The 22,625-nt window shown below is 39.8% G+C and carries 19 protein-coding genes; 12 read left to right on the top strand and 7 right to left on the bottom strand.

All coding sequences use genetic code 11. The features are described from left to right. Window positions 1–22: 22 nt before the first annotated feature. The 4 genes from IPM62_00900 to IPM62_00915 form a co-directional block, all read right to left on the bottom strand. Entirely contained in the window at window positions 23–751 is a 729-nt protein-coding gene (locus tag IPM62_00900) for a hypothetical protein (GenBank protein ID QQS39158.1), read from the bottom strand. Further along, complete coding sequence (locus IPM62_00905; GenBank protein QQS39159.1) at window positions 748–1,377, bottom strand: hypothetical protein; 630 nt, start codon at window positions 1,375–1,377, stop codon at window positions 748–750. Before IPM62_00905 ends, IPM62_00900 begins: the two co-directional genes overlap by 4 nt. Before the next feature lie 65 nt (window positions 1,378–1,442). Beyond that, window positions 1,443–2,024 (bottom strand): hypothetical protein, encoded by a 582-nt coding sequence (locus tag IPM62_00910; GenBank protein ID QQS39160.1) that lies wholly within the window; start codon window positions 2,022–2,024, stop codon window positions 1,443–1,445. Further along, window positions 2,021–2,188, bottom strand: a complete 168-nt coding sequence (locus IPM62_00915; protein ID QQS39161.1) for a hypothetical protein — start codon at window positions 2,186–2,188, stop codon at window positions 2,021–2,023. The genes IPM62_00910 and IPM62_00915 overlap by 4 nt, the downstream gene beginning before the upstream one ends. Window positions 2,189–2,274: 86 nt before the next feature. On the opposite strand from IPM62_00915, the gene IPM62_00920 reads away from it, so the two are divergent. Both IPM62_00920 and IPM62_00925 read left to right on the top strand, forming a co-directional pair. Further along, window positions 2,275–3,261 (top strand): carbohydrate kinase family protein, encoded by a 987-nt coding sequence (locus IPM62_00920; GenBank protein QQS39162.1) that lies wholly within the window; start codon window positions 2,275–2,277, stop codon window positions 3,259–3,261. Window position 3,262: 1 nt separating this feature from the next. After that, window positions 3,263–4,252, top strand: coding sequence for a carbohydrate kinase family protein (locus IPM62_00925; protein ID QQS39163.1), 990 nt, complete (start codon window positions 3,263–3,265; stop codon window positions 4,250–4,252). A gap of 33 nt (window positions 4,253–4,285) precedes the next feature. On the opposite strand, the gene IPM62_00930 is transcribed toward IPM62_00925, so the two are convergent. Further along, entirely contained in the window at window positions 4,286–5,284 is a 999-nt protein-coding gene (locus tag IPM62_00930) for a hypothetical protein (protein QQS39164.1), read from the bottom strand. Window positions 5,285–5,395: 111 nt separating this feature from the next. Between IPM62_00930 and IPM62_00935 the strand changes: the two genes are divergently transcribed. From IPM62_00935 to IPM62_00945, 3 genes are all read left to right on the top strand, one after another. Next, on the top strand, window positions 5,396–6,385 hold the full coding sequence (locus IPM62_00935) for a D-glycerate dehydrogenase (protein QQS39165.1): 990 nt from the start codon (window positions 5,396–5,398) through the stop codon (window positions 6,383–6,385). Between the two features lie 70 nt (window positions 6,386–6,455). Beyond that, on the top strand, window positions 6,456–7,529 hold the full coding sequence (locus IPM62_00940) for a serine hydrolase (protein QQS39166.1): 1,074 nt from the start codon (window positions 6,456–6,458) through the stop codon (window positions 7,527–7,529). Beyond that, a complete protein-coding gene (locus IPM62_00945; GenBank protein ID QQS39167.1) occupies window positions 7,526–8,086 on the top strand; it encodes a hypothetical protein in 561 nt (186 codons plus the stop codon). The genes IPM62_00940 and IPM62_00945 overlap by 4 nt, the downstream gene beginning before the upstream one ends. A 71-nt stretch (window positions 8,087–8,157) precedes the next feature. Here the strand turns inward: IPM62_00945 and IPM62_00950 are convergent, their stop codons facing one another. Then, window positions 8,158–10,575, bottom strand: a complete 2,418-nt coding sequence (locus tag IPM62_00950; protein ID QQS39168.1) for a penicillin-binding protein — start codon at window positions 10,573–10,575, stop codon at window positions 8,158–8,160. A 195-nt stretch (window positions 10,576–10,770) separates the two neighbouring features. Between IPM62_00950 and IPM62_00955 the strand changes: the two genes are divergently transcribed. Beyond that, window positions 10,771–12,066 carry a hypothetical protein gene (locus IPM62_00955; GenBank protein QQS39169.1) on the top strand — a complete coding sequence of 432 codons (1,296 nt, stop codon included), beginning with the start codon at window positions 10,771–10,773 and terminating at the stop codon, window positions 12,064–12,066. Between the two features lie 161 nt (window positions 12,067–12,227). Here IPM62_00955 and IPM62_00960 read toward each other — a convergent pair whose 3' ends face one another. Continuing rightward, the gene (locus IPM62_00960; protein QQS39170.1) at window positions 12,228–14,630 is read right to left on the bottom strand and encodes a penicillin-binding protein; all 2,403 of its coding nucleotides are present in this window, start codon (window positions 14,628–14,630) and stop codon (window positions 12,228–12,230) included. Window positions 14,631–14,894: 264 nt separating this feature from the next. On the opposite strand from IPM62_00960, the gene IPM62_00965 reads away from it, so the two are divergent. From IPM62_00965 to IPM62_00990, 6 genes are all read left to right on the top strand, one after another. Beyond that, window positions 14,895–15,443: a hypothetical protein gene (locus tag IPM62_00965; protein ID QQS39171.1), complete on the top strand. Its 549-nt coding sequence runs from the start codon at window positions 14,895–14,897 to the stop codon at window positions 15,441–15,443. 13 nt (window positions 15,444–15,456) lie between these two features. Continuing rightward, window positions 15,457–16,119, top strand: a complete 663-nt coding sequence (locus IPM62_00970) for a CPBP family intramembrane metalloprotease (protein ID QQS39172.1) — start codon at window positions 15,457–15,459, stop codon at window positions 16,117–16,119. Between the two features lie 53 nt (window positions 16,120–16,172). Beyond that, window positions 16,173–16,811, top strand: a complete 639-nt coding sequence (locus tag IPM62_00975; GenBank protein QQS39173.1) for a hypothetical protein — start codon at window positions 16,173–16,175, stop codon at window positions 16,809–16,811. A gap of 373 nt (window positions 16,812–17,184) precedes the next feature. After that, entirely contained in the window at window positions 17,185–17,625 is a 441-nt protein-coding gene (nrdR, locus tag IPM62_00980) for a transcriptional repressor NrdR (protein QQS39174.1), read from the top strand. A 1-nt stretch (window position 17,626) separates the two neighbouring features. Then, window positions 17,627–20,068: an adenosylcobalamin-dependent ribonucleoside-diphosphate reductase gene (locus IPM62_00985; protein QQS39175.1), complete on the top strand. Its 2,442-nt coding sequence runs from the start codon at window positions 17,627–17,629 to the stop codon at window positions 20,066–20,068. Between the two features lie 5 nt (window positions 20,069–20,073). Then, window positions 20,074–22,536 (top strand): adenosylcobalamin-dependent ribonucleoside-diphosphate reductase, encoded by a 2,463-nt coding sequence (locus IPM62_00990; protein ID QQS39176.1) that lies wholly within the window; start codon window positions 20,074–20,076, stop codon window positions 22,534–22,536. Window positions 22,537–22,625 lie beyond the last annotated feature (89 nt).

A 22,625-nucleotide genomic window follows, 5' to 3' on the forward strand; every position in this document is an offset into this window, starting at 1 on the left:
ATTGACTGGCAAGACAGGCTAACTACTGGTCAAACTTAATAGAAGCAAGTATGTGATCGTAAGTATCGATCGCTTTTTTACTTATACCCGAACCTTCTTCACCACCGGGGTAAAGAATGAAGTTTATGTAGCTTCCGTTATTTATCACCGTTATAATTCTCTCAGAAACAAAATATATATTATTGGCTCGAAGGGCATCTTTGCCGGCGATAACAAGTTCACTTTTGCTTTTCTCAAATTGCTGTATGCAGTTTGCAACCATATGGTCGGTGTCGAAGGTTATAGACGAACCCCTTAACGTTTCACAATAACTCTCCAAATAGAAATCTCCCAGGTTTTTATTTGAGATGGTTTGTACACTAACGTCGAGATAAAAATTATCATCGTAGTGTGACGGATCGGAGATAACTTCTCGCTTTAGATTAATATATGATCCGTCATTTTTTTCTTCGAGGACTAAATACTTGGGATATTCAAAGGAAAATCCATATCTGTCGTTGTAATAGTGAACATAGTCACCGTTTTGGGATGTTGCAGTTTGGGAAATTTCAGAATTACTTGAATCGTCTTGCCGAAAATTTATCCCCCAAAAAGTTGTGCAAGTTGATGGAATCATTTTCGTTGCAGAACTTCCCGGGAGTTTCATACAAGATTGGTAATCGGTTGGATGAAGATAAACAATAGTTGATATGCCCACCACTACAAACACGATGATAATAACAACAATTTGAATGAAACCTTTGTTTGTCATTGTTTGGTAAAGTTAAACGTCGACAGAATTTGGCTTAACGTTACCGGAATACTTTTCTCAGATACACTTTCTTTCTCATTGTGGCGATATGTGATTGTAATAATGTCGGTTGAGGTAGGCGACTGTGCAAGATGAATTTCCGTGACGAAATACGCAAGACTTGTCGGTTTATAGGTGTAGCGTATGCCTTGGTATTTGCCGATATTGTACTTGTCGGTAACAAAGTTTGCTCTGTCTATCTCTTCCTGGGTTAACTTTGAGAGACCTCGTAGTTCGATAAACTGATCAAAAGTTAACTTTTCGTTGTCGCCCTGATTGCCATAAACACCACGCGTTATCTCGAATTTAGCAATTTTGCCTGAACCTTCTTCACCGTCATTGAGAGCTATTTCAATCCTTGCCGCTTGAGGAAGTTGCGTTGTGTGCCATTCACCAGGATACTTGAAAGAAATACCCAACTTGTCATCATTGTAATTTTTCCATGTTTTTTTATCCAAAGATACAATTTTTTGACTTTCGGGAATTGTTATTTTGCTTTTGATAAATAGATATGTTCCGGTACCAAGGAGGATGAACATTACAACAACCACTAGTAGAGCCGTGGTGTCAAGACCGTTTTTTTTCATAATACTTTACTTATTGTAAACACCCTCATGTCGAAAGGGTAGTGATAAGTTTGCCGTGGATATTGTCAATTATTTTTTATACAAGTTCCACCGGCATCTGGTTGATTGTCGACTATTACGCATGTAAATCCTTCGGGGCACGGATAGTTTGTACGTCCTCCGCAATTTATAATTTTGCTATCGGGTGAGTCTTGGTTAATTAGCGAATCCGGTTTGTAATCCGAATTGTCTATTTCATCGGTTATTATTCTTGTAAATATTAAATTATTTTTAGTCACGCATGTTTCCGGGTAGGTTTCCCGAATGATACTTCCTTTTTGGTTGACGCACTCATCAAAGTTGGTAACGATTATCTCACTTTTATTCTTTTGAAATTCACAAAACACAATTACGGATATGCAAACGATTAGTACCAATATACTTGCAAGTGTAAGTAACCGTGATCGTGGAATTCGATGTTTACGCATAATCTTTACCTTTCCACTTTTGGCTTTCTGTGTAATAATTTCCAACTCCCGCTCTGCACTAAAACCATCATTCTCTTTCCTGAATAGTAGCTTTACTCTTTTTGGGGTTTTTCCCCAACCTTGAAACAACCACGGAGATTTTACTCCCGAATGCATGAAGCTGGTAAACATATTTTTCATCGTACAACGACGACTCCAATAAATATTGATATTATAAGGGTAATCATGAGCATTACGAGAGCTCCGATCATGGGATTATCCAATAGTTTCTTCAAATAAAGAAAAGAGTTTGTCGCTTTTTTGTTGTCTGCATAGGGTGGTTTAGGGACATCGTTTTGGGTCATATTTACAGTTTAGCAAATGGTTGCCACTTTAGCCATAAAAATGTTAGAGTGTCTAAGGAGACTAGCGGTTTTGCAAATTTATTAGTATGAATAAATTAAGTATTTTTGGTTCGGCGAGAGTGGATGCATTTATGGAAATTCCCGATGGAAAAGCCAACAAAAAGTGTTCGCTTGATACCAAAAAATGTGTTATCGAATTAAGTTACGCCGCAAAAATTTCAATGAATAATGTAACATTTCTTGCAGGTGGAAATGGCGCTAATGTAGCAATTGGTGCAAAAAGGATGGGTGTAGAAAGCGCTTTGGTTGCGGAACTGGGCGAAGGGGCACTTGCAGATTACGTCAAGGAAGTGTTAAGTCACGAGATAACTTTGGACTATGTGACACAATCGGAAGGAGTCAATCAGGGATTTGGCGCGGTAATAGTATATCAGGGAGAACGGACAATACTTTCTTATTACGCACCCAAACAGCCACCATTTCCTGATAATCTTGAAGTTTCCGATTGGGCGTATCTAACTTCTGTTGGAGAAAACTTCGAAGGCTTTTACGAGGACGTCTATAACTGGTTAATGTCAACGGGCGCTAAGTTGGCGTTTAATCCGGGAGGTAGACAAATCGCCAAGGGAAAAAGCTGGCTTGCTAAATACCTATCTCGAACGCAAGTGGTATTCTCAAATAGAGAAGAAGCAGAAAAAATAGTGGGACTAGCAGAGTCACACGGAAAAGAAAAGGAATTGCTTGAAAAGTATCTGGCATTAGGACCAACTACGGTTGTAATAACGGACGGAGAAGGGGGTAGTTATGCAGCGCATAATGGTAACTTCTACAAAGTCGGCGTAATTCCTGTTACCTCGGTTGAAAGAACTGGTGCCGGAGATGCATATAGTACAGGATTTTTGGCGGCTACGATAAATGGATTTGGTATCGAAGACAGTTTGTTGTGTGGTACGATTAATGCCGCAAGTGTTATTGGATTTATCGGCCCGCAACAAGGTTTACTTGATTTGACAAGTATTAACGAGAGATTAAATAAAGCTAAAGAAAGCGGTCTTAATGTTACACAATTCTAGTATGGAAGAAACAAAGTATGATTTATTATCAGTTGGAGACGTCGCGCTAGATACGTATTTAGTGCCTCAAGAAAGTGACACTTTATGCATGGTTGACAGCAAAGAATCACTGATATGTTTTTCGTATGGAGATAAAATACCTGTGAAGTCACTTAGTATTTCCGTCGGAGGTAATGCGGGCAACAATGCCGTCGGGGTTTCTCGTCTCGGTTTAAAGGTCGGTTTAGTGTCAACACTTGGCGGAGATAGTATTGGCAACCAGATTCTTGAGAAATTAAACAAAGAAGGCGTTGATCTGACGTATACGATTAGGCAAGAAAATGCTTTGACCAATTCGTCAACAATTCTCAGTTATCAAGGCGAAAGAACGATTTTTACTTACCATGCACCAAGAAGCTATGAGTTTCCGGTAACGTTGCCGCAAGTTGGCTGGGTTTATCTCACGTCGATGGGCGAGAGTTTCAGACCATTTTATAATCATTTTTTGGATTATCTGAAAACAAAGCCGGATACTAAATTGGCTTTTAATCCCGGAAGTAGACAGCTTCGCGCATTAAGCGACATTACTGAAGCGATTAAGCTTACACATATGATATATGTCAACAAACAGGAAGCGCAAAAAATTACAGGGTACGAAGAAAACGATATCAAGGAACTATTAATAAGACTTAATAGTCTTGGGCCAAAAATTGTCGTTATTACGGCAGGATCCGATGGATCTTATGTGTATGATGGAAATATATTTTTGAAATCCGGTGTACTACCTGTTGATGCATATGAAAGGACGGGGGCGGGCGATGCTTTTGGCAGTGGATGTATTTCGGCAATAATAAAGGGTAAGACTTTGGAAGAAGCTTTGCTTTGGGGGACAGTCAATAGTGCAAGTGTCATTGGCTACATTGGACCACAACAAGGACTTCTTCGGGAAGAAGATATACCTCTTTGGATGGAGAGAGCAAAAAGCAGTGGAGTAAGGGTGGAGGAGTTCTAACGGTTTGTAATGTTTAGAGTTAAATAGACTAAATCAAATTCGTTCTCTTGGCCACTGAAAGACGAAAAACCGACTTCTTTTGTGACCAACTTCGTCTATTCTAGCTTCGTTTTTCAGTAAGTCGGCTTTTACTAAAACGCTTGGCCCCTTGATTGTTTGTGCTCCATTATCGACATCTTGTAACATTGCCGAAAATCCTCCTCCAATATCTAAACCGGCGATATGCCATGATGCATATCCTTTCTTTTCTCTTATTTCATCGAGTGCTTTCAGACCACCTTTGATACCTTGTATACCTGCTTGATTTTTACTTTCAATTACAAAATATCTTTTTTGATTATTCATGTCTAAAAAGTATCCCATAGCGTTCCAATCATTTTTTAATTCACGGAAATTGTCAGAATCAGCCAAATTCGCCCAATTCTTGTTATTTGCAACAAACATCGTTTGCTCTGCGTTCTTACCGTCATTAATTTGTTGTTTGAGTTCATCTAATGGCAAAATGTTGAATCCACCATTAACCATGGAGAAGCCACCTGCAAAGTTTTCCAGTCCTTTGGTTGGGGGAGAAAAGTCTTTAATTAATTTTCCGTCCCTTGCAAGACCCAAGTAAGGCGTTTCTTCTGGTGACGATATGTCTGCGACTGTGGGATTAAGTATTAGATGGTAGTTTGTTCTGTCTTCTTTTTTTAGTTCATGTGCTTTACTGTAGGCAAAACACTTTTGTCCGGATACTTCTCTGAAAGTAGCATCCGTGGGGACAATTGAAACGCCTAAGCAAAATATTAATTCATTCGTGCTAAAGTGATATGATTCCATACCCGATTGGTCATCGTCGATATATGAAAGGTGTATTTTGCTATCAAGATTTGCTTCTGTTTTAATCCTGCTTTTAGTTAATCTGATAAATTTAGTAAGCATAGCCTTTCTTCTTTCTGGTTCATTAACAAATTCACGCACCCGTCTTTTCCAGGCGTTTGCGTCTGCACCGATTGTTTGTTTTGGTGACACAGGCTCAGAAGATTCTTCCATGTGTCATTCTAACATTAGAATATTATCTTTTACATTAGAATACAGAGGGACGTCCCTGTGTGAAAATTATCTATCTTTTGAAAATCTTCATAAGTATGCTACATTTATTTTATGGCTAAAGTTTTTGTATCCCGCAAACTTCCCGGAAATGCACTTGATCCTCTTTTTAATTCCGGACACGAAATTGTAGTTTCCGAATACGACCGACCGTTGACAGCGGAAGAATTTTTGGAACGCGCAAAAGGCAGTGATGCAGTACTTTCATTTCTGACGGACAAAATTGACAAGGACGTAATTGATGCGATTGGGCCGCAAGTGAAGATATTTTCTAATTATGCAGTAGGATTTAACAACATCGTGGTCGAAGACGCGACCGAAAAAGGTGTGGTAATAGCAAATACTCCAAGCGATGAAGTTAATGAAAGTGTGGCTGAATTTGCTTGGGCGCTAATGATGTCCCTTTCCAAAAGAGTCGTTGAAGCCGATGAATCAACCAGACGGGGTGCTTACAAAGGATGGGAACCGGGGATTTTTTTGGGACAAAACATGATGGGTAAAACTTTGGGAATAGTTGGTATGGGAAGAATTGGCGGCATGACGGCGCGCAGAGCAAAGGGGTGGAACATGCGAATTCTTTACTTCAACCGCTCGCGTGACGAGAAGGCGGAAAAAGAACTTGGAGTTGAATATGCAAGTCTTGATGATTTGCTTTCGCAAAGCGATTTTGTAACGCTACATGTACCACTGACTAACGAAACGAGAAGCTTAATGAACAAAGATACTTTTGCAAAAATGAAAAAGGGTGCATTACTTGTCAATACCTCACGTGGGCCGATAGTGAACGAACAGGATTTGGTTAATGCAATACGAGAAGGACAGGTTGGGGGAGCAGGACTGGACGTATTTGAAAACGAGCCAACTATTAACCCGGAGTTAATAGGTATGGAAAATGTGATTTTAACACCCCATATTGCGAGTGCGACCTGGGAAGCGCGCAATAAAATGGGTGAGCAGGCTGTTAATTCGATTATCTCGGTTCTTGCCGGTAGTAAACCGGACACCATTGTTAATCCGGAGGTCTGGGAGAAAAGACGCGTGTAACGCATTTAACTTCACTTTGCATATTAAAGATAAATCTTACGCATATATGTTTTAAATAGTAGAATGTCTTATGGGAATAATTCCGTTTGGTAGTAAAAAGGCAAAACCGGAAGAGGAGGTAGACGATGAAATCGAGGAAAAACCGAGAAGAAAAAAACGTTCACCCGATGAACCGAAAAAGAAAATACCACCTAAACCTTGGGGTAAGAAAGAAAGGATTGTGCTTTTAATTATTCTTTTGGTTACCGCAGGGTCGTCCGGTGTACTTGCGATGTCGGCCAGAGAATTCAAGTTGCCAGGATTGCCGCGGATTATCCTTCCGGACGTATCAAAATTTAATCAACCGCTTTCTTTCGTCGGCGATGAGACTATTGTAATAGAAGGCAACAGCAGTAATAAAATCATTTCCGAGGAAATAATAAAACACTTCAACATTATGACCAATGACTTGTCGGGAGTTTATGGATTTTACATTATTCACACCGAGGATAATTATTCCTTTGGAGTTAATGTACAGGAGAAATTTGAACCGGCATCGTTAAACAAACTTGCGGTAATTCTTACCGCCTATAGTCAATACGAAAAAGGTGACTTTGATATTGACGAGGATTATGTACTCAAAGCTAGTGATAAGATCGGTGGATCGGGATCATTGTCTACAATGCCAAACGGCACTGTTCTGACTTATAGAGAGCTACTAACTAAGATGGGAAAAGCCTCCGATAATACAGCATTTAACGTAGTTAGACGTACTCTCGGAGATGCAATTATTGCCGAAACAACAAGGGTTGCTGGTATGAACAGTACATCTTTAGATGAGAATGCAACTACAGTAAAAGACATCGGACAGTTTTTTATATCTTTATATAAAGGAAATCTTGTAACAAGTACATCACAGAAAGCAATTTTGGATAGTTTAACTGATACGACGTACGAAAATTGGATAACACAAGGTGTACCGCCCGAAGTGCGCGTAGCCCATAAGTTTGGGCGAGAAGTGCATGTTGTTAACGACGCGGGAATTGTGTATGCCGACAAGCCCTATATTCTTGTAGTGATGTCAAAGGGTATAATTGAAAGTGAGGCGGATGATTTTTTCCCCCGATTCTCGAAAATAGTTTATGATATAGAAAACAAAATATGAAAAGGAAGAAAGTACGATATACACACAAAGTGTTTATTTTAGTTATGTTACTTATTAGTAGTTATCAGATTGTTCTTGAAACTACCGGCTATAGCTTTATTGGTTTTCCGTTTTATTATTATCATTCGACCTGGAATGCGATTTCAAGAAACAGTCAATGGAGTCTGATGGCGTTAATTTTAGATCTCGTAATTCTATCTTTGTTTGTAGATAAACTCGATCGTTTTATTAAAAACACTCTCAAATCAAAATACGCAAGAAAAGCATTTTATCTAACCTATATCGCGCTTGTGATTCTTGGTCTTGTCGATTTACTGAGTATTAACCTGGGTGTTGCGTCCAAATCGTTATATCCGGTGATTTTGTTTAATGCCGTTATAACTAATTTCTCATTTATACTAAATAGATTTTTTTTGGGAGTGGATCTGGGAAAACCGAGCATGTTTGTCTATACGAGTATGTTTGGGATTATGATTCCTCTCATACTTTCTTTTAGTGCTGCAAAAATTCTTGACTTATTTCAACGGGTGGCAAAGAGACTTAAAATATCAAGATAATAGTTTTAGTTTAACTTCTGTTGATTATTAACCAACTTTAGCACTGCGAAATTCGTTTCTCTTATTACTACTCACATCTCTGTTACCGTTTCCGCGTCCAAATCGCTTGGGGTAAACCATGACGGATCACAAGCTTTTGCCGGTTTGTTTTCCGAAAGAAAATAGTCGTAATAGACGGGACAACCGTTACACGAAAGCGTTCCCGTATATGGACATATCGCCAGTTTTTCTATTCCATCGGGGGGATCGTCATTATAGGAATCTTTCTTTTCAAGTAACGCAGTCATAACTTTGTTAAACACAGTCGACGCACCGGTTAGTCCTGAGGCAATTTTGCTCATTGGCGAATTGTCGTTGTTGCCAACCCATACGGCAACAACATAGTCTTTGGTGTAACCGACGGTTAAATTGTCTTTTAAGTCGTCGCTGGTTCCTGTTTTTACAGCTACTTCCGAGTGATTGGGGATGACAAGTTGGCTATGTGTGCCAAAAGCTGCCGCTCTTGCTCGATTGTCCTTTAGAATATCTGTGATAATGAAAGCAACTCTTTTGTCGAGGACTTCATGTTCGCAGTTTTTTTGGTATTCATTACTATCCAATTTATCACGCGTACACATTGATGTGTATAAAACATTATTTTCATAGTCTTTAATGTGTAGAATTGAACTAAGATTTGCCAATTTTCCTTCGTTTGCAACACTTGCGTAAACGCGAGCAAGATCGATAAGTTTTACTTCTCCACCGCCAAGTGTTAACGATAAGCCGTAACCGCGTGGGTCGTCCCATGTGCTAATACCCATAGCTTTTCCTAGATTAAGCATATTTTCTACACCGTAAGAATTAAGAATTTTAACAGCCGGAATATTGCGCGATTGAGCGAATGCGTTTCTTACCGTCATGTTGCCCGAAAATGAATTGTCATAATTTTTGGGCGTATATGGTTGTTGATTGGGAACAGTAAAAGTTATGGGCGTGTCTTCAACAATGCTTGCGACCGTAAATCCGTGAGAAAGTGCGTATGCATAGTTTACAATTTTTATGCTTGATCCAGGTTGACGTTTGGTTGTCGTAAGGTTTACTTTTCCATCAATGTTTTCACTAAAGTAGTCAGACGATCCGACCATGGCAATGATTTCACCGGTTTTTGGATCCATTACAACAACAGCGCCGTTTGTTACATTGAACCCTGCCAATTTCTCTATCTCTTGCCTCACAATATCTTCCGCCATATGCTGAATATTAAGATCAAGAGTGGTCGTTACTTCTAAGCCGCGTTTGCCGACAAGATCTTGTCCATATTCTTTTTCCAGAATTTGCTTGGTGTAAATTACAAAATGTGGAGCTTTGATATTTGTGATATTTGGTGCAAAGTTTATAAACTCATTAAGGGCTTTGTCCATTTCCTTCGAAGTGATGAAACCGTTTATTTTCATTAAGCGCAGAATGTCCTTTTGCCGAGAAAATGCATATTCGGGATGATTGCCAAAGGGAGATAGTTTTGTCGGACTTTTTGGTAGTCCTGCCAAAAGTGCAGCTTCACCCAGAGTTAAATCGGCAACGTCTTTTCCGAAATAATGTATGGATGCTTCTTGTATTCCATAAGTGGTTCCTCCGTAGGAAACCTCGTTTAGGTACATTTCAAGTATTTCGTTTTTATTAAAATACCATTCGACACCAAAAGCCAAAACGATTTCTCGTAATTTCCTAACATACGTTTTTTCAGAAGTCAAAAGCGTATTTTTAACTAATTGTTGGGTGATCGTTGAGCCGCCGGTTAGTTCACCATCTTTTTGATAATTATGTCTAACTGCCCGTAGTATCCCTTTAATCGAGAAACCGGGGTGCTGATAAAATTCTGCATCTTCGGCGGCAAGTGTTGCCTGCCTTACCATAATGGGAACATCCTTTAATTTAATAGGAGTCCGGTTCTTGTCGTCGTATATTTTGTAGAGAAGTTTGCCATTCCTATCATAGATCTTTGTTGATACGCTTTGTTCTCTGTTTTGTAATAATAGCGGGGAAGGAAGGTCTTTAAGGTATATATACCACAACGAAAAAGAACCAAGTACAAGGAATATAACAAAACAAACGAATAAAACAATGAGGTACTTTATTAATCTGTATGTGTAGGTTTTTTGTTTTGGTTTATTTGGAATTTGCGAAAACCGCGGGAAATGCGACCGCGAGTGAAGTGAAGCATTGAATAAACTTTTTAAGTTTTGCCGAGAAAACCACAGGCTATTGGGTTGGGGTTGTCTGTTTGCTGGCTCAATCAGATGTGGTTTTACGGTTTCTTTCAGCAATTTAATTTTCAGTATTTGATAGTTAAGACTGTGCTTATATTTGAAAATTTTTATTACCACCGCACTTGCATAGAGAAGGATCAGCAAAAGTGACAAAAGCAGTGTATAAAAAGGTCTGCCGACAGTACTTAACGTGCTAGAAACTTTACTGTTTACGGCTTTTACCATCGAAGTAAGGCTGGTCATACTAACGTATTATATTTTAAAATATACAAATTTGTAGAAATTTGTTGACTAGTAACTGGGTGTGCGTGGTGTTGATACTAGAATATAGTGCTTCTTAACGAGTTTACGCAGACTTAAATAGGTACATGCCAGTTTGCTCGGGTAACATTAAAAAGGTGTTGGACATATTTACCCAATTCCTGATAATATTACTTTATGAGTGATGATACGGGAAATTCTCCCAAGCAAGACGTTGCACAAACAGTACCAACGACCGGGGGTGACGCTAACATTCCTAAACAGAATTCGTCGTATCTTAATTCTTTGGGGGATGAGTCAAGTCAACCCCTCTCTTTTGCAAGCGGGGTTGGGGAGGATGCAAAGTTACCACTAAACAATCCAAATGAACAGCAAAACGATCTTCCCTTAAATACTGTGTCTGGTGGTAATACCAGTACTTTGCCGACGTCGGATTCCGTTGGGTATGAATCGGAATCTTATCCTGATTCGGTAAAGACCCAACAAACAAATCCGTTATATCAGTCGACTCCGCCCTACAACATGCCCGAAAAAACCTATCAAGCATCTTCTTTGCAATCCGAGCAGAGTATTTCTGGTGATCAAGGGATGCAAAACGAATCGATTCCACAAGCTTCAAATGCCCAGGTCGATTCGACTCCTTTTGTGCCGCCTAATCAAACTCCAATTGCTGTAAGTCCGAGGAGTAAAGTTCCTAAAATTTTAATATTTATTGCTTTGATTTCTTTTGTGACAATGTTGGCAACAGCCGGTTATTATTTTTTTACAAATCCCGGTGGTGATAATGGAAATCTTGATGAAGCTGCCCAGTTCACACCAACTACGGAGCCTACAATAATACAAGACGAGGGCAAAGAAATCTCATTTTCTTCGGCCAATCTAATTAACGCTGTCACGGTGCTAATTGCCCAAGATGCGTATAGTATAAGTTACACGGGGTCATCAACAACCGATACGGGTTGCGCAACAAATGGGACGATGGAGGCAACAAAATCCTTGGATAATTATTATTCCAAATTAACAGCGGTTTATGCCTCGGAGAGTGCGGGTAGAATTTGCGTAGCCGAAAGCAAGCTGGAAATGTACTTTGAAACGTATGAGATTGATGGCGTTCGCTACAACAGACAGGCAGAAGACCAGCCGTATGCGGTTTTAGATGGTGAATCAAAGGTGGTTACGGCATTATCTCCGTCTGAGGCTATCAACCAATTTCTTCCTTATCCCACATTGCTGACAGTTACAAAAGCGGTAGAAAAAGATAACGGATTGAAAACCGTTGAAGCAAAGGTGGATAATGTTAGCCCTGGAGGTACATTTTCATTTGTATTAGATGAAAAAAACCAAATATTGTCATTTAGTCATCAGACGAAACTTGTTACTGCAACATCATCGACTACATCTATGGGTGAAGTTGACATTAGCTATGATGCTGTTGAGATAGTTGCCCCGACAATTGAAAGTGAAGAAATATAAACATCTTCAGACCCGTTGCCCACATGATGAAAAGGCGAGTGATATTTGTTGACGTAGTAAAATTACTACTATTATTTAAGGTTTTTGTAAGTGTAATGGGGGAACATTACCGGCAAAACTAAGTGAGAGATATAGCAGCTAATCAAAAGACTATTTAAGTGTTACGATTTTTTAAATACAGGGTAGTTAATTGCTGCCGAGAAACTTGCGATCGGGCAATTGAGACAATAAAGAGTTCCAAGCGGATCCAATACAAAGGGGTGGTTTTGGGTCTCAATTGATTCCGGTGGAGCTTTGGGATCGGCTTGTTGACCGGTTGCTTTGTCTATGGCGATATCTGTTTGTCCCCATTCCAAATGACTACCCACAAAATCTTTAAGAAAATATTCATAACGCGTTGGGCATGTTGGACTGTCACCCGCCAAATTTCCGTTGTCTGAGCAAACAGTGGCACCTATTACACTATCGGGTTGAATTAAATGTGATTCATAATTAGATTGACCATATTTTTCTTTTGTCGAAAATTCCAATACTTTGCCCATGATACTATTCCAAATTGGCGAAGCACCGGACACGCCTGATGTTGCTCTGCTCATGGGGGAATTATCGTTATTGCCAACCCAAACAACGACAACTGCATCACCTGTATATCCGACAGTCCAGTTGTCCCTCAGGTCGTTTGTTGTCCCCGTTTTGACGGAAACTTTGGGAAATCCTTTAACATTTAGTAGTGAACTTGATCCAAATGCTGCCGATCGGGCACCGTTGTCCTGTAAAATATGGGATATGATAAATGCCACCCCCTGATCAATAACTCGACCTTTGTCAAACTCATCCGGATTAACTTCATACAGTAACTCACCCTTATAATTTTCAACTTTTGAGATAGCATAAAGTTCCTGCTTGATACCTCGATTGGCAAAAACGCCAAACGCCTTAGCCATGTCAAAGGGGAGAACTTCACCACCTCCAAGGGTCAAAGAAAGGCCGTACTTGTTGGGATCGTCCCATGTTGAAATACCCATATTGCTCGCAAATTCGATAAAGTTCTCCAAGCCATTGACAGCAAGTACACGGACGGCGGGGACATTGTAAGAGTTTGCCAGAGAATACCTAACCTGCGGGATTCCATGAAATGTGTTGTCGTAATTTTTGGGGCAATACGAAGCTTGACCGACGACCGAGAAACAAGTTGGTACGTCGGCAAGGGGAGTGGAAGCACTGATTCGTTCATCGGATATGGCAAGGGCGTAGTTTAGTGGTTTGATACTTGAACCCGGTTGGCGCTCGCGAAAAATAATATTAACTTTTCCGTCTTCGTCACTGGCAAAATAATCTTTGGAACCAACCATGGCAAGAATTTCCCCGGTTGAAGGTTTGGTTACTATCGCCGCGCCGTTTCCCACGTTGTTGTTTTTGAGTTTTGCAACTTCGGTCGCGACCGCCTGCTGGGCGTATTCTTGCAGCTCGAGATCAAGTGTTGTTGTTACCCTTAGACCTCCGCGTTCCACGACTGCGTCTCCGTACTTTTCGGCTAATTGGTCTTTAATCCACAATGAGAAGTGAGGAGCTGTTGGAACGTGGATATCTGCAAAATGAAGATCCTCATTTAACGCTTTGTTCATGTCACTTTCCGATATATGTCCGTCTTCATACATTCTTTTAAGTACCAATTCCTGTCTTTGACTGGCAAGCTCTGGATGGGCGCCGAACGGTGAAAACCTGGTTGGTGCTGCGGGAAGTCCTGCGAGCAATGCGGCTTCGGCAAGCGTTAAATCCTTGGCGGATTTGTTAAAATACAGTTCTGCCGATGCTTCGATTCCGTATGCTGTCGATCCGTAGGGAATTTGGTTTAAATAAATTTCCAGAATCTGATCCTTTGAGTAGATTGTTTCAACAATGAATGTTAGGGCAAGCTCTCTGATTTTTCTTCGCAAGGTGCGTTCAGGTGTAAGTAGTGAGTTTTTAACTAATTGCTGAGTTAGTGTCGATCCACCCTCTAGTTTATTTTTAAAAATTGTTTTGTATGCAGCTCTACCTAAGCCGGTAATTGAGACACCGTAATGCTTATAAAAATCTTTGTCTTCTATAGATAGTGTGGCGTTTATCACGTTATCGGGTATTTCCTGCAAAGTTATAGGTGTGCTTCTTCGATCCGCATATATCTCAAAAAGTAAATTTCCATATCGGTCATAAAGTTTTGTCGATACCGGAAATTCATTTTTGGTGAGCTTGGTAGGTAGAGGAATACCCCAGAAGATCCAAAGGAATGTTCCAATTAAGACGGAGAAAAAAATAACTTTTTTTAATCTAATAACTCTAATTTCTCTTGTGGTTTTGGTTACTGGTTTTTTCTGAGGTTTTCTTTTAAAGGAAAATAATCTTCTAAACAAGGTGGAGAAGATTTTTGGGTGACTGGCTTTTTCTTTTGCAGTTATTTTTATATGACCACTTTTCTTGGATTTTTGTGGAGTGGACATACTTTTGCTGCCGGTTTTTCTTGGAGCAGTAGCTTTCTTAATTATTCTTCTATTCTTTCTTTTGGTGCTTTTAGTATTGGCCATGAGCCTAATTATACAACCATATTACTTTTCGCAAATACACGAAATTTATCAAGTCCACAAACTAAAATTGTATGATGGATAAATTGCGAGGCATAAGGTCTATCGTAGCGAGTGTGTATTACGATGATTGCAAAATAATTAGCACATATTGCTAATTATAAATCGTTAAATTTAGGTAAATTCGGATAGTACTAGAGGTAATCGGATGATCATAGGATGAATTTGTTTTTGATCACTAGCCAATATCGTGTATATTAGGAAGTAATGAGAGAAAAACTCGAACAAGCCGTGTGGTGGGATTACTTAGAAAATGATCTTAAAGAACTTCTTATGCAATCAGTTTTGCTGTGGGAAACCGCGGTGAAATGGCAGGAAAAGCTTGCTACAAAAAAGAAAGGTTTTCATGATTATGCCTTTATAGTATTTCCTGCGGCAAAAGCTTATGAAGGTTTTCTCAAAACCTTGTTTCTTGATATGGGGTTTATTACCAAAAAAGAATATCAGGGAAAACGTATCAGAATAGGAAAAGCGCTTAATCCGACCTTGTATCAGCAAGAAATTAAGAAAAATACACGCTATGTGCGTCTTAGAAAAAAAATTAGCGTTTATGACAAAATAATCGAGTATTGTGGTGGTCCATATCTGGCCGATGTTTTGTGGACAACCTGGAAAGAATGCAGGAACATGCTTTTCCATTGGTATCCGAGCGAGAAAAATGCAATCGATTTTGACGAAGCGGAAAGTAGGGTGATGCAAATAATAAATACTATGAATTTAGCTTTTAAGGAGTGTAAAATAAATTATACGAAATAACTTTACTTGCTTTATGAAAAAGATAAATATGCCCCCCAAAGAAACAGTTATTAAACACTCTACTTTGCTTGTTGCCTATCTTTTGGTTGTGTGGGGTTTTTACCGTTTTTTGGTCAGGCTCCCAGAGGAGATAGAAGAAGTAATTATTAAACCAATTTTGTGGTTAGGTCCTGTAGCTTATTTTGTCAAAAAAGAGAAGTTGGGTGTTGGATCACTTGGTATTACTACTAAAAATTTATTTCCATCACTTTTTTGGGCGATTGGGTTGGGGGCGATTTTTACCCTCGAAGGTGTAGTTATCAACGCAATTAAATATGACACAATAAACTTCAATGCCAACGTGGGACAAACAGCGATGTTGATTGCTTTTGGTATTTCTTTGTTTACAGCGACCTCAGAAGAAATTACGTTTCGAGGTTATTTCTACAATCGCATGGCGTGGGTTCTAAAAAATGATTTTGTTGCAAACTTGTTCACCAGTTTTATTTGGGGTCTAATTCATCTACCGATAAGTATCTTTTGGCTGGAATTGTCTTTTTGGGGATGTGTCGGATATTTCCTTCTCACATTTGTTTTTGGTATGGGAGCGGCTTTTATTTTCTCTCGCACCAGAAATATATTTTCTTCAATACTACTGCACTCAATGTGGAGTTGGCCTATTATCCTGTTTAGGTAAAAATTAGACAAACTTGACATTCATTGAGTAAAAAATTACCATAGTCTTTGCCCATGATTAGAAGGATTGTTCTCATTATACCTTCGTTTGCAATTGCTTTTGCGATTCTCATGATTTCGGTTCTTCGCACAGCTTCGGTTAAGTATGAATTTGCAGGAATTGTTAATGGAAGTACTGATATTAAAGTTCTGGGGGACAACACAACACAAGTCAATTATGACCTGGCATATCCCGGGAAGGTTCTCCCTGATAGTCCATTGTGGCCGGTTAAAGCCGCCCGTGACAAAATATGGCTTGCCACAACAACAAATACCAGTCGTGAAGCAGAATTACTTCTTTTGTTCGCCGATAAAAGGCTTGGTGCAAGCAAAATATTTTTTGAAAATAATGAACCTGAACGTGGTCTGGTAACTTTGCAAAAGGCTGAAGCGTATTTAATGGACGCAAGCAACAAAGAACGGGAAAATAGCAGTAGGGGAATGAACACGTCAGAATTTCTTGGACATATTGCTCTAGCTTCCTTGAAACATAGACAGATTATAGAAGAAGAAATATTACCTCTTGCCCCTGATGATGCTAAGCCGGCGATTGTCCAAACGGTTGATATATCGAAAACGGTGAATTGCACTTCAGTGCAAGCCTTAAGAGACAAAGGTCTCAAATATCCAGAAAACCCGTTTGAAGGGCACTAAAAACCACTTTTGACACTTTTTTGTTAACTTACTTGTATTATCTCTTCTTGATAATCTCATCCGATTTCCGCATTTATAACGCTAGCAATTTTTTTCTGGCCAAGTGTAGCCTTGGTACGAGCTTGACGTGATTGGGTGTGACATATTTAATAATGGTTGACAATATAGATCTAGTGTTAGATCATCTTTCTGACGCTACAGATAGCGATAATAGTTTCACAAGTGAAACATTAATTTTTGGTTTTTTAAACTTGATACGTAGTTTGTTGACATTAAAGAGATAGCTTTGCCAACCCAAACAAACTTAACATAAGTATGAAATGTCAAAAACCGTGATTGTAAGGTTCGAGAAGTTTATTAGTAATAGTATTTTATGAAATGTCCTTTTTGTGCAGAAGAAGAAACCCAAGTCCTTGAGTCAAGGGTGGTTAATGAAGGACACGCAATCAGAAGACGCAGAGAGTGCATAGCATGTTCGAAGCGTTTTACGACATACGAAACGGTAAGAGGTTCGGTCTTGTGGGTGACCAAGAAAAACGGACGACGTGAACCTTTTGATAAGGAAAAAGTAAGACGTGGATTATTAAGGGCTATTGAAAAAAGGCCAATCTCACTTACAACAGTTGATAATCTGGTTGACCAGATTGAACGAGAAATGTTGAGGAAAGAAAAAGAAGAAGTTACATCGGAGATGATCGGGAAGGCGGTGTTAAAGAGATTAAAAAGGATTGATAAAGTTGCCTGGCTCAGATTTGCAAGCGTGTATCTGCAATTTGAGGACTTAGATGATTTCTCAAAAGCTATACAAAAGTAATATGACCGAAGTATTAATACAGCAAACCATTAAGAAAGTAAGCTCCGCCAATGGCCATTCGCGCCTTAGTAAGGCAGCTCTCCAAAACGGCGGCAAATTTTTCCAAGAAGGTGAGAACGCGACAAAATTAGAAGGTATTAGAGAGAAACTGTTTTTAGATAGATATTCTCTAAAAGATAAGGATGGCAATTCACTGGAGAAGTACCCCGAGCAATCTTGGAGGCGTATGTCGTGGGCAATTGCACAAACGGAAAAAGGAGCGAAAAACAAAAGGGTATGGGAAGAGAAGTTTTATAACGCAATGCAGGATTTTAAGTTTGTTCCCGCAGGTAGAATATGGTGCTCCGCTGGTACGGGCACAAAAGCTACGATGATTAATTGTTATGTAATACCATCTCCTGAGGATACCAGAGCCGGGATAATTACTACTTTGTCGCAAATGACCGAGATAAGCGCAAGAGGGGGAGGAGTGGGTTTCAATTTGTCAACTCTTCGACCGCGGGGATCGTATTTGAAAAAGGTAAACGGCACGAGTTCAGGTGCGGTTTCATGGGCAAATCTGTATTCAGTGGCCGCACATGACATTATTCAGCAAGGCGGAACCAGAAGAGGTGCTTTGATGTTGATGTTGTGGGATTGGCATCCTGATATCGAGGAGTTTATCACCGTTAAGAAAAAAGAAGGAAAAATATTGGGAGCAAACTTAAGTGTTTGCATATCCAATGCGTTTATGAAAGCTGTCAAAGAAGATGGGAACTGGGATTTAAAGTTTCCCGATACCGAAAGTGAAAAGTATAGAGAAGTGTGGGATGGAGATTTTGATAAATGGGTTGAGAATGATCTTCCGGTTAAAGTCTACAAAACTATAAAAGCTCGTGATCTCTGGGATCTAATTTGTCAATCCGCATGGGAATCAGCTGAACCCGGAGTGGTTTTTATGGATCGCTATAATGACATGAACAACAGTTGGTACTACGAAAAAAATATTGCAACAAATCCCTGTGGTGAGCAAGGTCTTCCCGCTTGGGGTGTGTGTAATTTGTCTTCTATTAATTTGGCTGCATTTGTCGAAAATAATAAATTTGACTACGACGGTTTTGCGGAAGTAATTAAGGTGGGTGTTCGATTTTTGGATAATGCAATTGATACGGAAAAATACTTCTATGATGAAATTGAGAAAGTGCAGAAAGATGAAAGAAGAATTGGTTTGGGGACGATGGGACTTGCCGATGCACTTATAAAAATGAAAGTGCGTTACGGATCCGAAGAATCACTTGTGATTATTGAAAAAATATTTAAATTGTTGCGCGATGTGTCGTACGAGACCAGTATTGATTTGGCACTGGAAAAAGGATCTTTTCCCAAACTTGATAAAGACAAATATCTTCAGAGTGGATTTATGAAAACCATGCCTGTTTCAATTAGGAACAAAATTAAGAAAAACGGCATCAGAAATGCCTTTTTGGTAACAGAAGCTCCAACCGGAAAGATATCGCTTTTGTCGGGTGTGTCTTCGGGTATCGAACCTGTATTTTCGTTCTCATATAAACAAAAGGATCGCTTGGGTGAAAGAACGATGTATCATCCTATTTATCAAGAATGGCTTGATGAACATCCTGATGAAAAGGATGTTCCGGAGCATTTCGTCGTAGCAGATGACTTAACTCCGGAAGAGCACGTGTCAATACAAGCATTGATACAACACTACACAGACAGTTCGATCAGTAAAACCGTAAACGCCCCCAGTACTCACAGTGTGGAGGATGTTAAGAAATTATACACACTGGCTTTTGACTTAGGTTGTAAAGGCATTTCTTATATGAGAGATGGGTCACGCGAGGGGACGCTTATTCGCGATAACAAAGAATCCAATGAAGAAAAAAGTGTCGATTCGGCTCAAGAAGTAAAAGTAGTCGTTTGGGAGAGACCTGTCAAGATTTCCGGAGCGACCTACAAACTTAAAACTCCGGTTGGTACCGCTTTTATTACCGTAAACCGGGACAATGAAGGTATGCCAATTGAACTTTTTATTAATATAGGAAGAGCGGGGAGTGATGTTCAGGCTATGGCGGAAGCGTTGGGGCGGTTAATATCAAAAACACTTAAAGGCAATAATCATATGACGGTAAAAGATAGAGCTCTGATGGTCGTTGATCAGTTAAGTGGAATCGGCGGTATGCGTCCGGTGGGGTTTGGTAAAAACAGAATAATGTCGCTTCCTGACGCGGTTGCAAAAGCGATACAAATGGATATGAATGTCAGTGACGACAAATTGATTGGGGATACTAGCCCGAATGATGTTTCCGACAATCAATTGTCTCTGACGCAAGCAGAAATCCACCTGGATAAAAGAGCTGATCTTTGTCCCGCATGCGGCAACGCAACGCTTGTAAATGAAATGGGCTGCAAAACATGTCATGGATGCGGATATTCTGAATGCTAATCACTATGAAGCTGGAAAAAAACAAAACTTCCTCTAATCGGTATTTCGAGATTCCGGTATATTCTTATCTTACTCTCGGAGAAAACGGACAAAAACATATATTAACGTCTGAGGAAATAATTAAAACCAAAAGAGGAAGAGGTAAACCAAAAAAAATTGAAATTGAATTTGTCATCAAGAGTGGCGGTAACAAAGAAGCCTTTGATTGGGAGAAGATTGAGAAAAGCGTCATCTTGGCGGGGCGAGATACGAATGAATACACCAGAAGTGATGCTAAAAGAATATTGCAAAGAGTTCACGCTGTTTTGGCTTTGGTTAGAAAAAATACTATTTCGACGATGGATATCCGCACAGTAGTGGAACCGATAATGGCTGATGAAGGATATTTCAAAACCGCACGTTACTATATTTTGATCAAGGAAAGGAAAGACTTAAAAAAGAAAAAGAAATTTGTGATTACGGAACCTGTAATTTCAGAAGTTGGTGCCGAGATTGCCAAAAAAAGATATCTGAGAACCGACGATTCGGGTAAAACCATCGAAACCATAGGGCAGATGTTTTGGCGCGTTGCCAATCACTTGGCAAAAGCTGAAGTTATCTGGGGGACAAACGATGAAGTGGAAACAGTTGCAAGAGATTTTTTTGAAAGAATGATAAATTGGAAATTTGTTTGTTCCGGCAAGGCGATGTTTGAAGCGGGAAATCCTGGTGGTACGGGACAGTTATCGGCATGTTTTGTGTTGCCGATCGAGGATTCGATTGGATCGATTTTCAGAACTTTGGGGGATGCTGCCGTGGTACACAAAAACAACGGAGGCACAGGATTTAACTTCAGTTCAATCAGGCCTCATGGCGATAAAGTCAAAAACGTTCCGGGTGCTGCCAGTGGGCCTGTAGATTTCATAAAAGCATTTTCCGCTGCTCTTTCACAGATATTACAGGGAGCAAAAAGACAGGGGGCAAATATTGCGATATTAAATGCCAATCATCCCGACATTATCGACTTTGTTAATTTGAAAGACGTTGACGGCACAATAAAAAATTTTAATATTTCTGTCGGAGTTACTAATGAATTTATGGATGCGGTTGAGAAAAACAGAGACTGGAAATTAATTAATCCGAGAAATAGAGAAGTGGTTAGAGTAATTAAAGCTAGAGAGCTTTTTGACATGATAACAAAACATGCGTGGATCAGTGGTGATCCTGGACTTGCCTTCCTTGACCGCATGGAAGAAGACAATCCGACACCATCCCTGGGAAAAATTGATGCGACTAATCCGTGTGGCGAAATCCCGCTTTTACCTTACGAATCGTGCAACCTGGCAAGCATTTCTCTCGTGCACCATATAATTAAAGATCAAGCGGGCGACTACCAGATTGACTGGGATGATTTGGAAAAATCAGTGAGGCTGGCTACACGCTTTCTAGATAATATGATAGAAGTCAACGCATACCCGCTTAAAGAGATTGAGGAGATGGTCAAATACGGAAATCGCAGAATCGGACTTGGTGTCATGGGATTTGGACATCTTCTCTATAAATTAAAAATTCCTTACAGAAGTAAGGAGGCGGTGGGAATTGCCGGAAGACTTGCAAAATTTATCCATAAAACTGCCGAGTCTGAAAGTATTCAATTGGCAAAAGTTCGAGGCGTGTTTCCCAATTTTGACATTTCGATTTACACTCAAACTGCTGAGCGGTATAGAAACTGTGCACTGACTATGGTTGCACCTACGGGCACTATTAGTTTGCTGGCAAATACCAGTAGTGGAATTGAACCCGTGTTTTCACTCGTAGCCCTAAGACGAGCTTTCAATGAAGACGACAACGCCAACAGGCCTACGCGCGAATTTATGATTGTTGATCCTATTTTTGAAGAAGCCTTGCTAAACTTAAAGGCGATTACTTTAAAGAGTAAATCGACAGGCAAAAGCTTGTCGAACAAAGACGATATCTTGTCTAGTGTCGCCGAACACGGGTTGGGTGACATTGTAGGTTTGCCGAAATGGTTTTATAGGGTTTTTGTAACAACTCACGATATCGAACCGGAGTGGCATGTTAAAATTCAAGCGGAGTGGCAGAAGTGGTTTGATAATTCAATCTCGAAAACAATAAATTTCTCACACAATGCTACAGTAGAGGATGTCAAAAAAGCATATATACTGGCTTGGAAATTGGGTTGCAAGGGAATAACAATCTACCGGGATCAAAGTAAACAAGATCAGGTAATAAATCTGGTAGGAAGTAAATCGGATACACCTCACTCAAGCAAAGCAGACGACAAAAAAGTTGTTCAGTTGTCGCTTGCGGGTAAATTAAGCAAAAACAAATTATCCCACGACATGAAGGTGGATATGGCTAAAGGTATAGCAGATAGTGTGGTGTGTGCCGAATGTGGTGGGGTTGCATCCTTCTTGGATGGTTGTATAACATGTAGAGATTGTGGATGGAGTAAGTGTGTCGTTTAAAAGTACAAAGTGACATGGCGAAGGCTATTGTGATAGCACCCTAACGGGAAAATCCAATTTATTGGACATGACTACACAACGGCTTTAGC

Source organism: Candidatus Woesebacteria bacterium (genome assembly GCA_016700095.1).
GTDB lineage: Bacteria > Patescibacteriota > Microgenomatia > UBA8517 > UBA8517.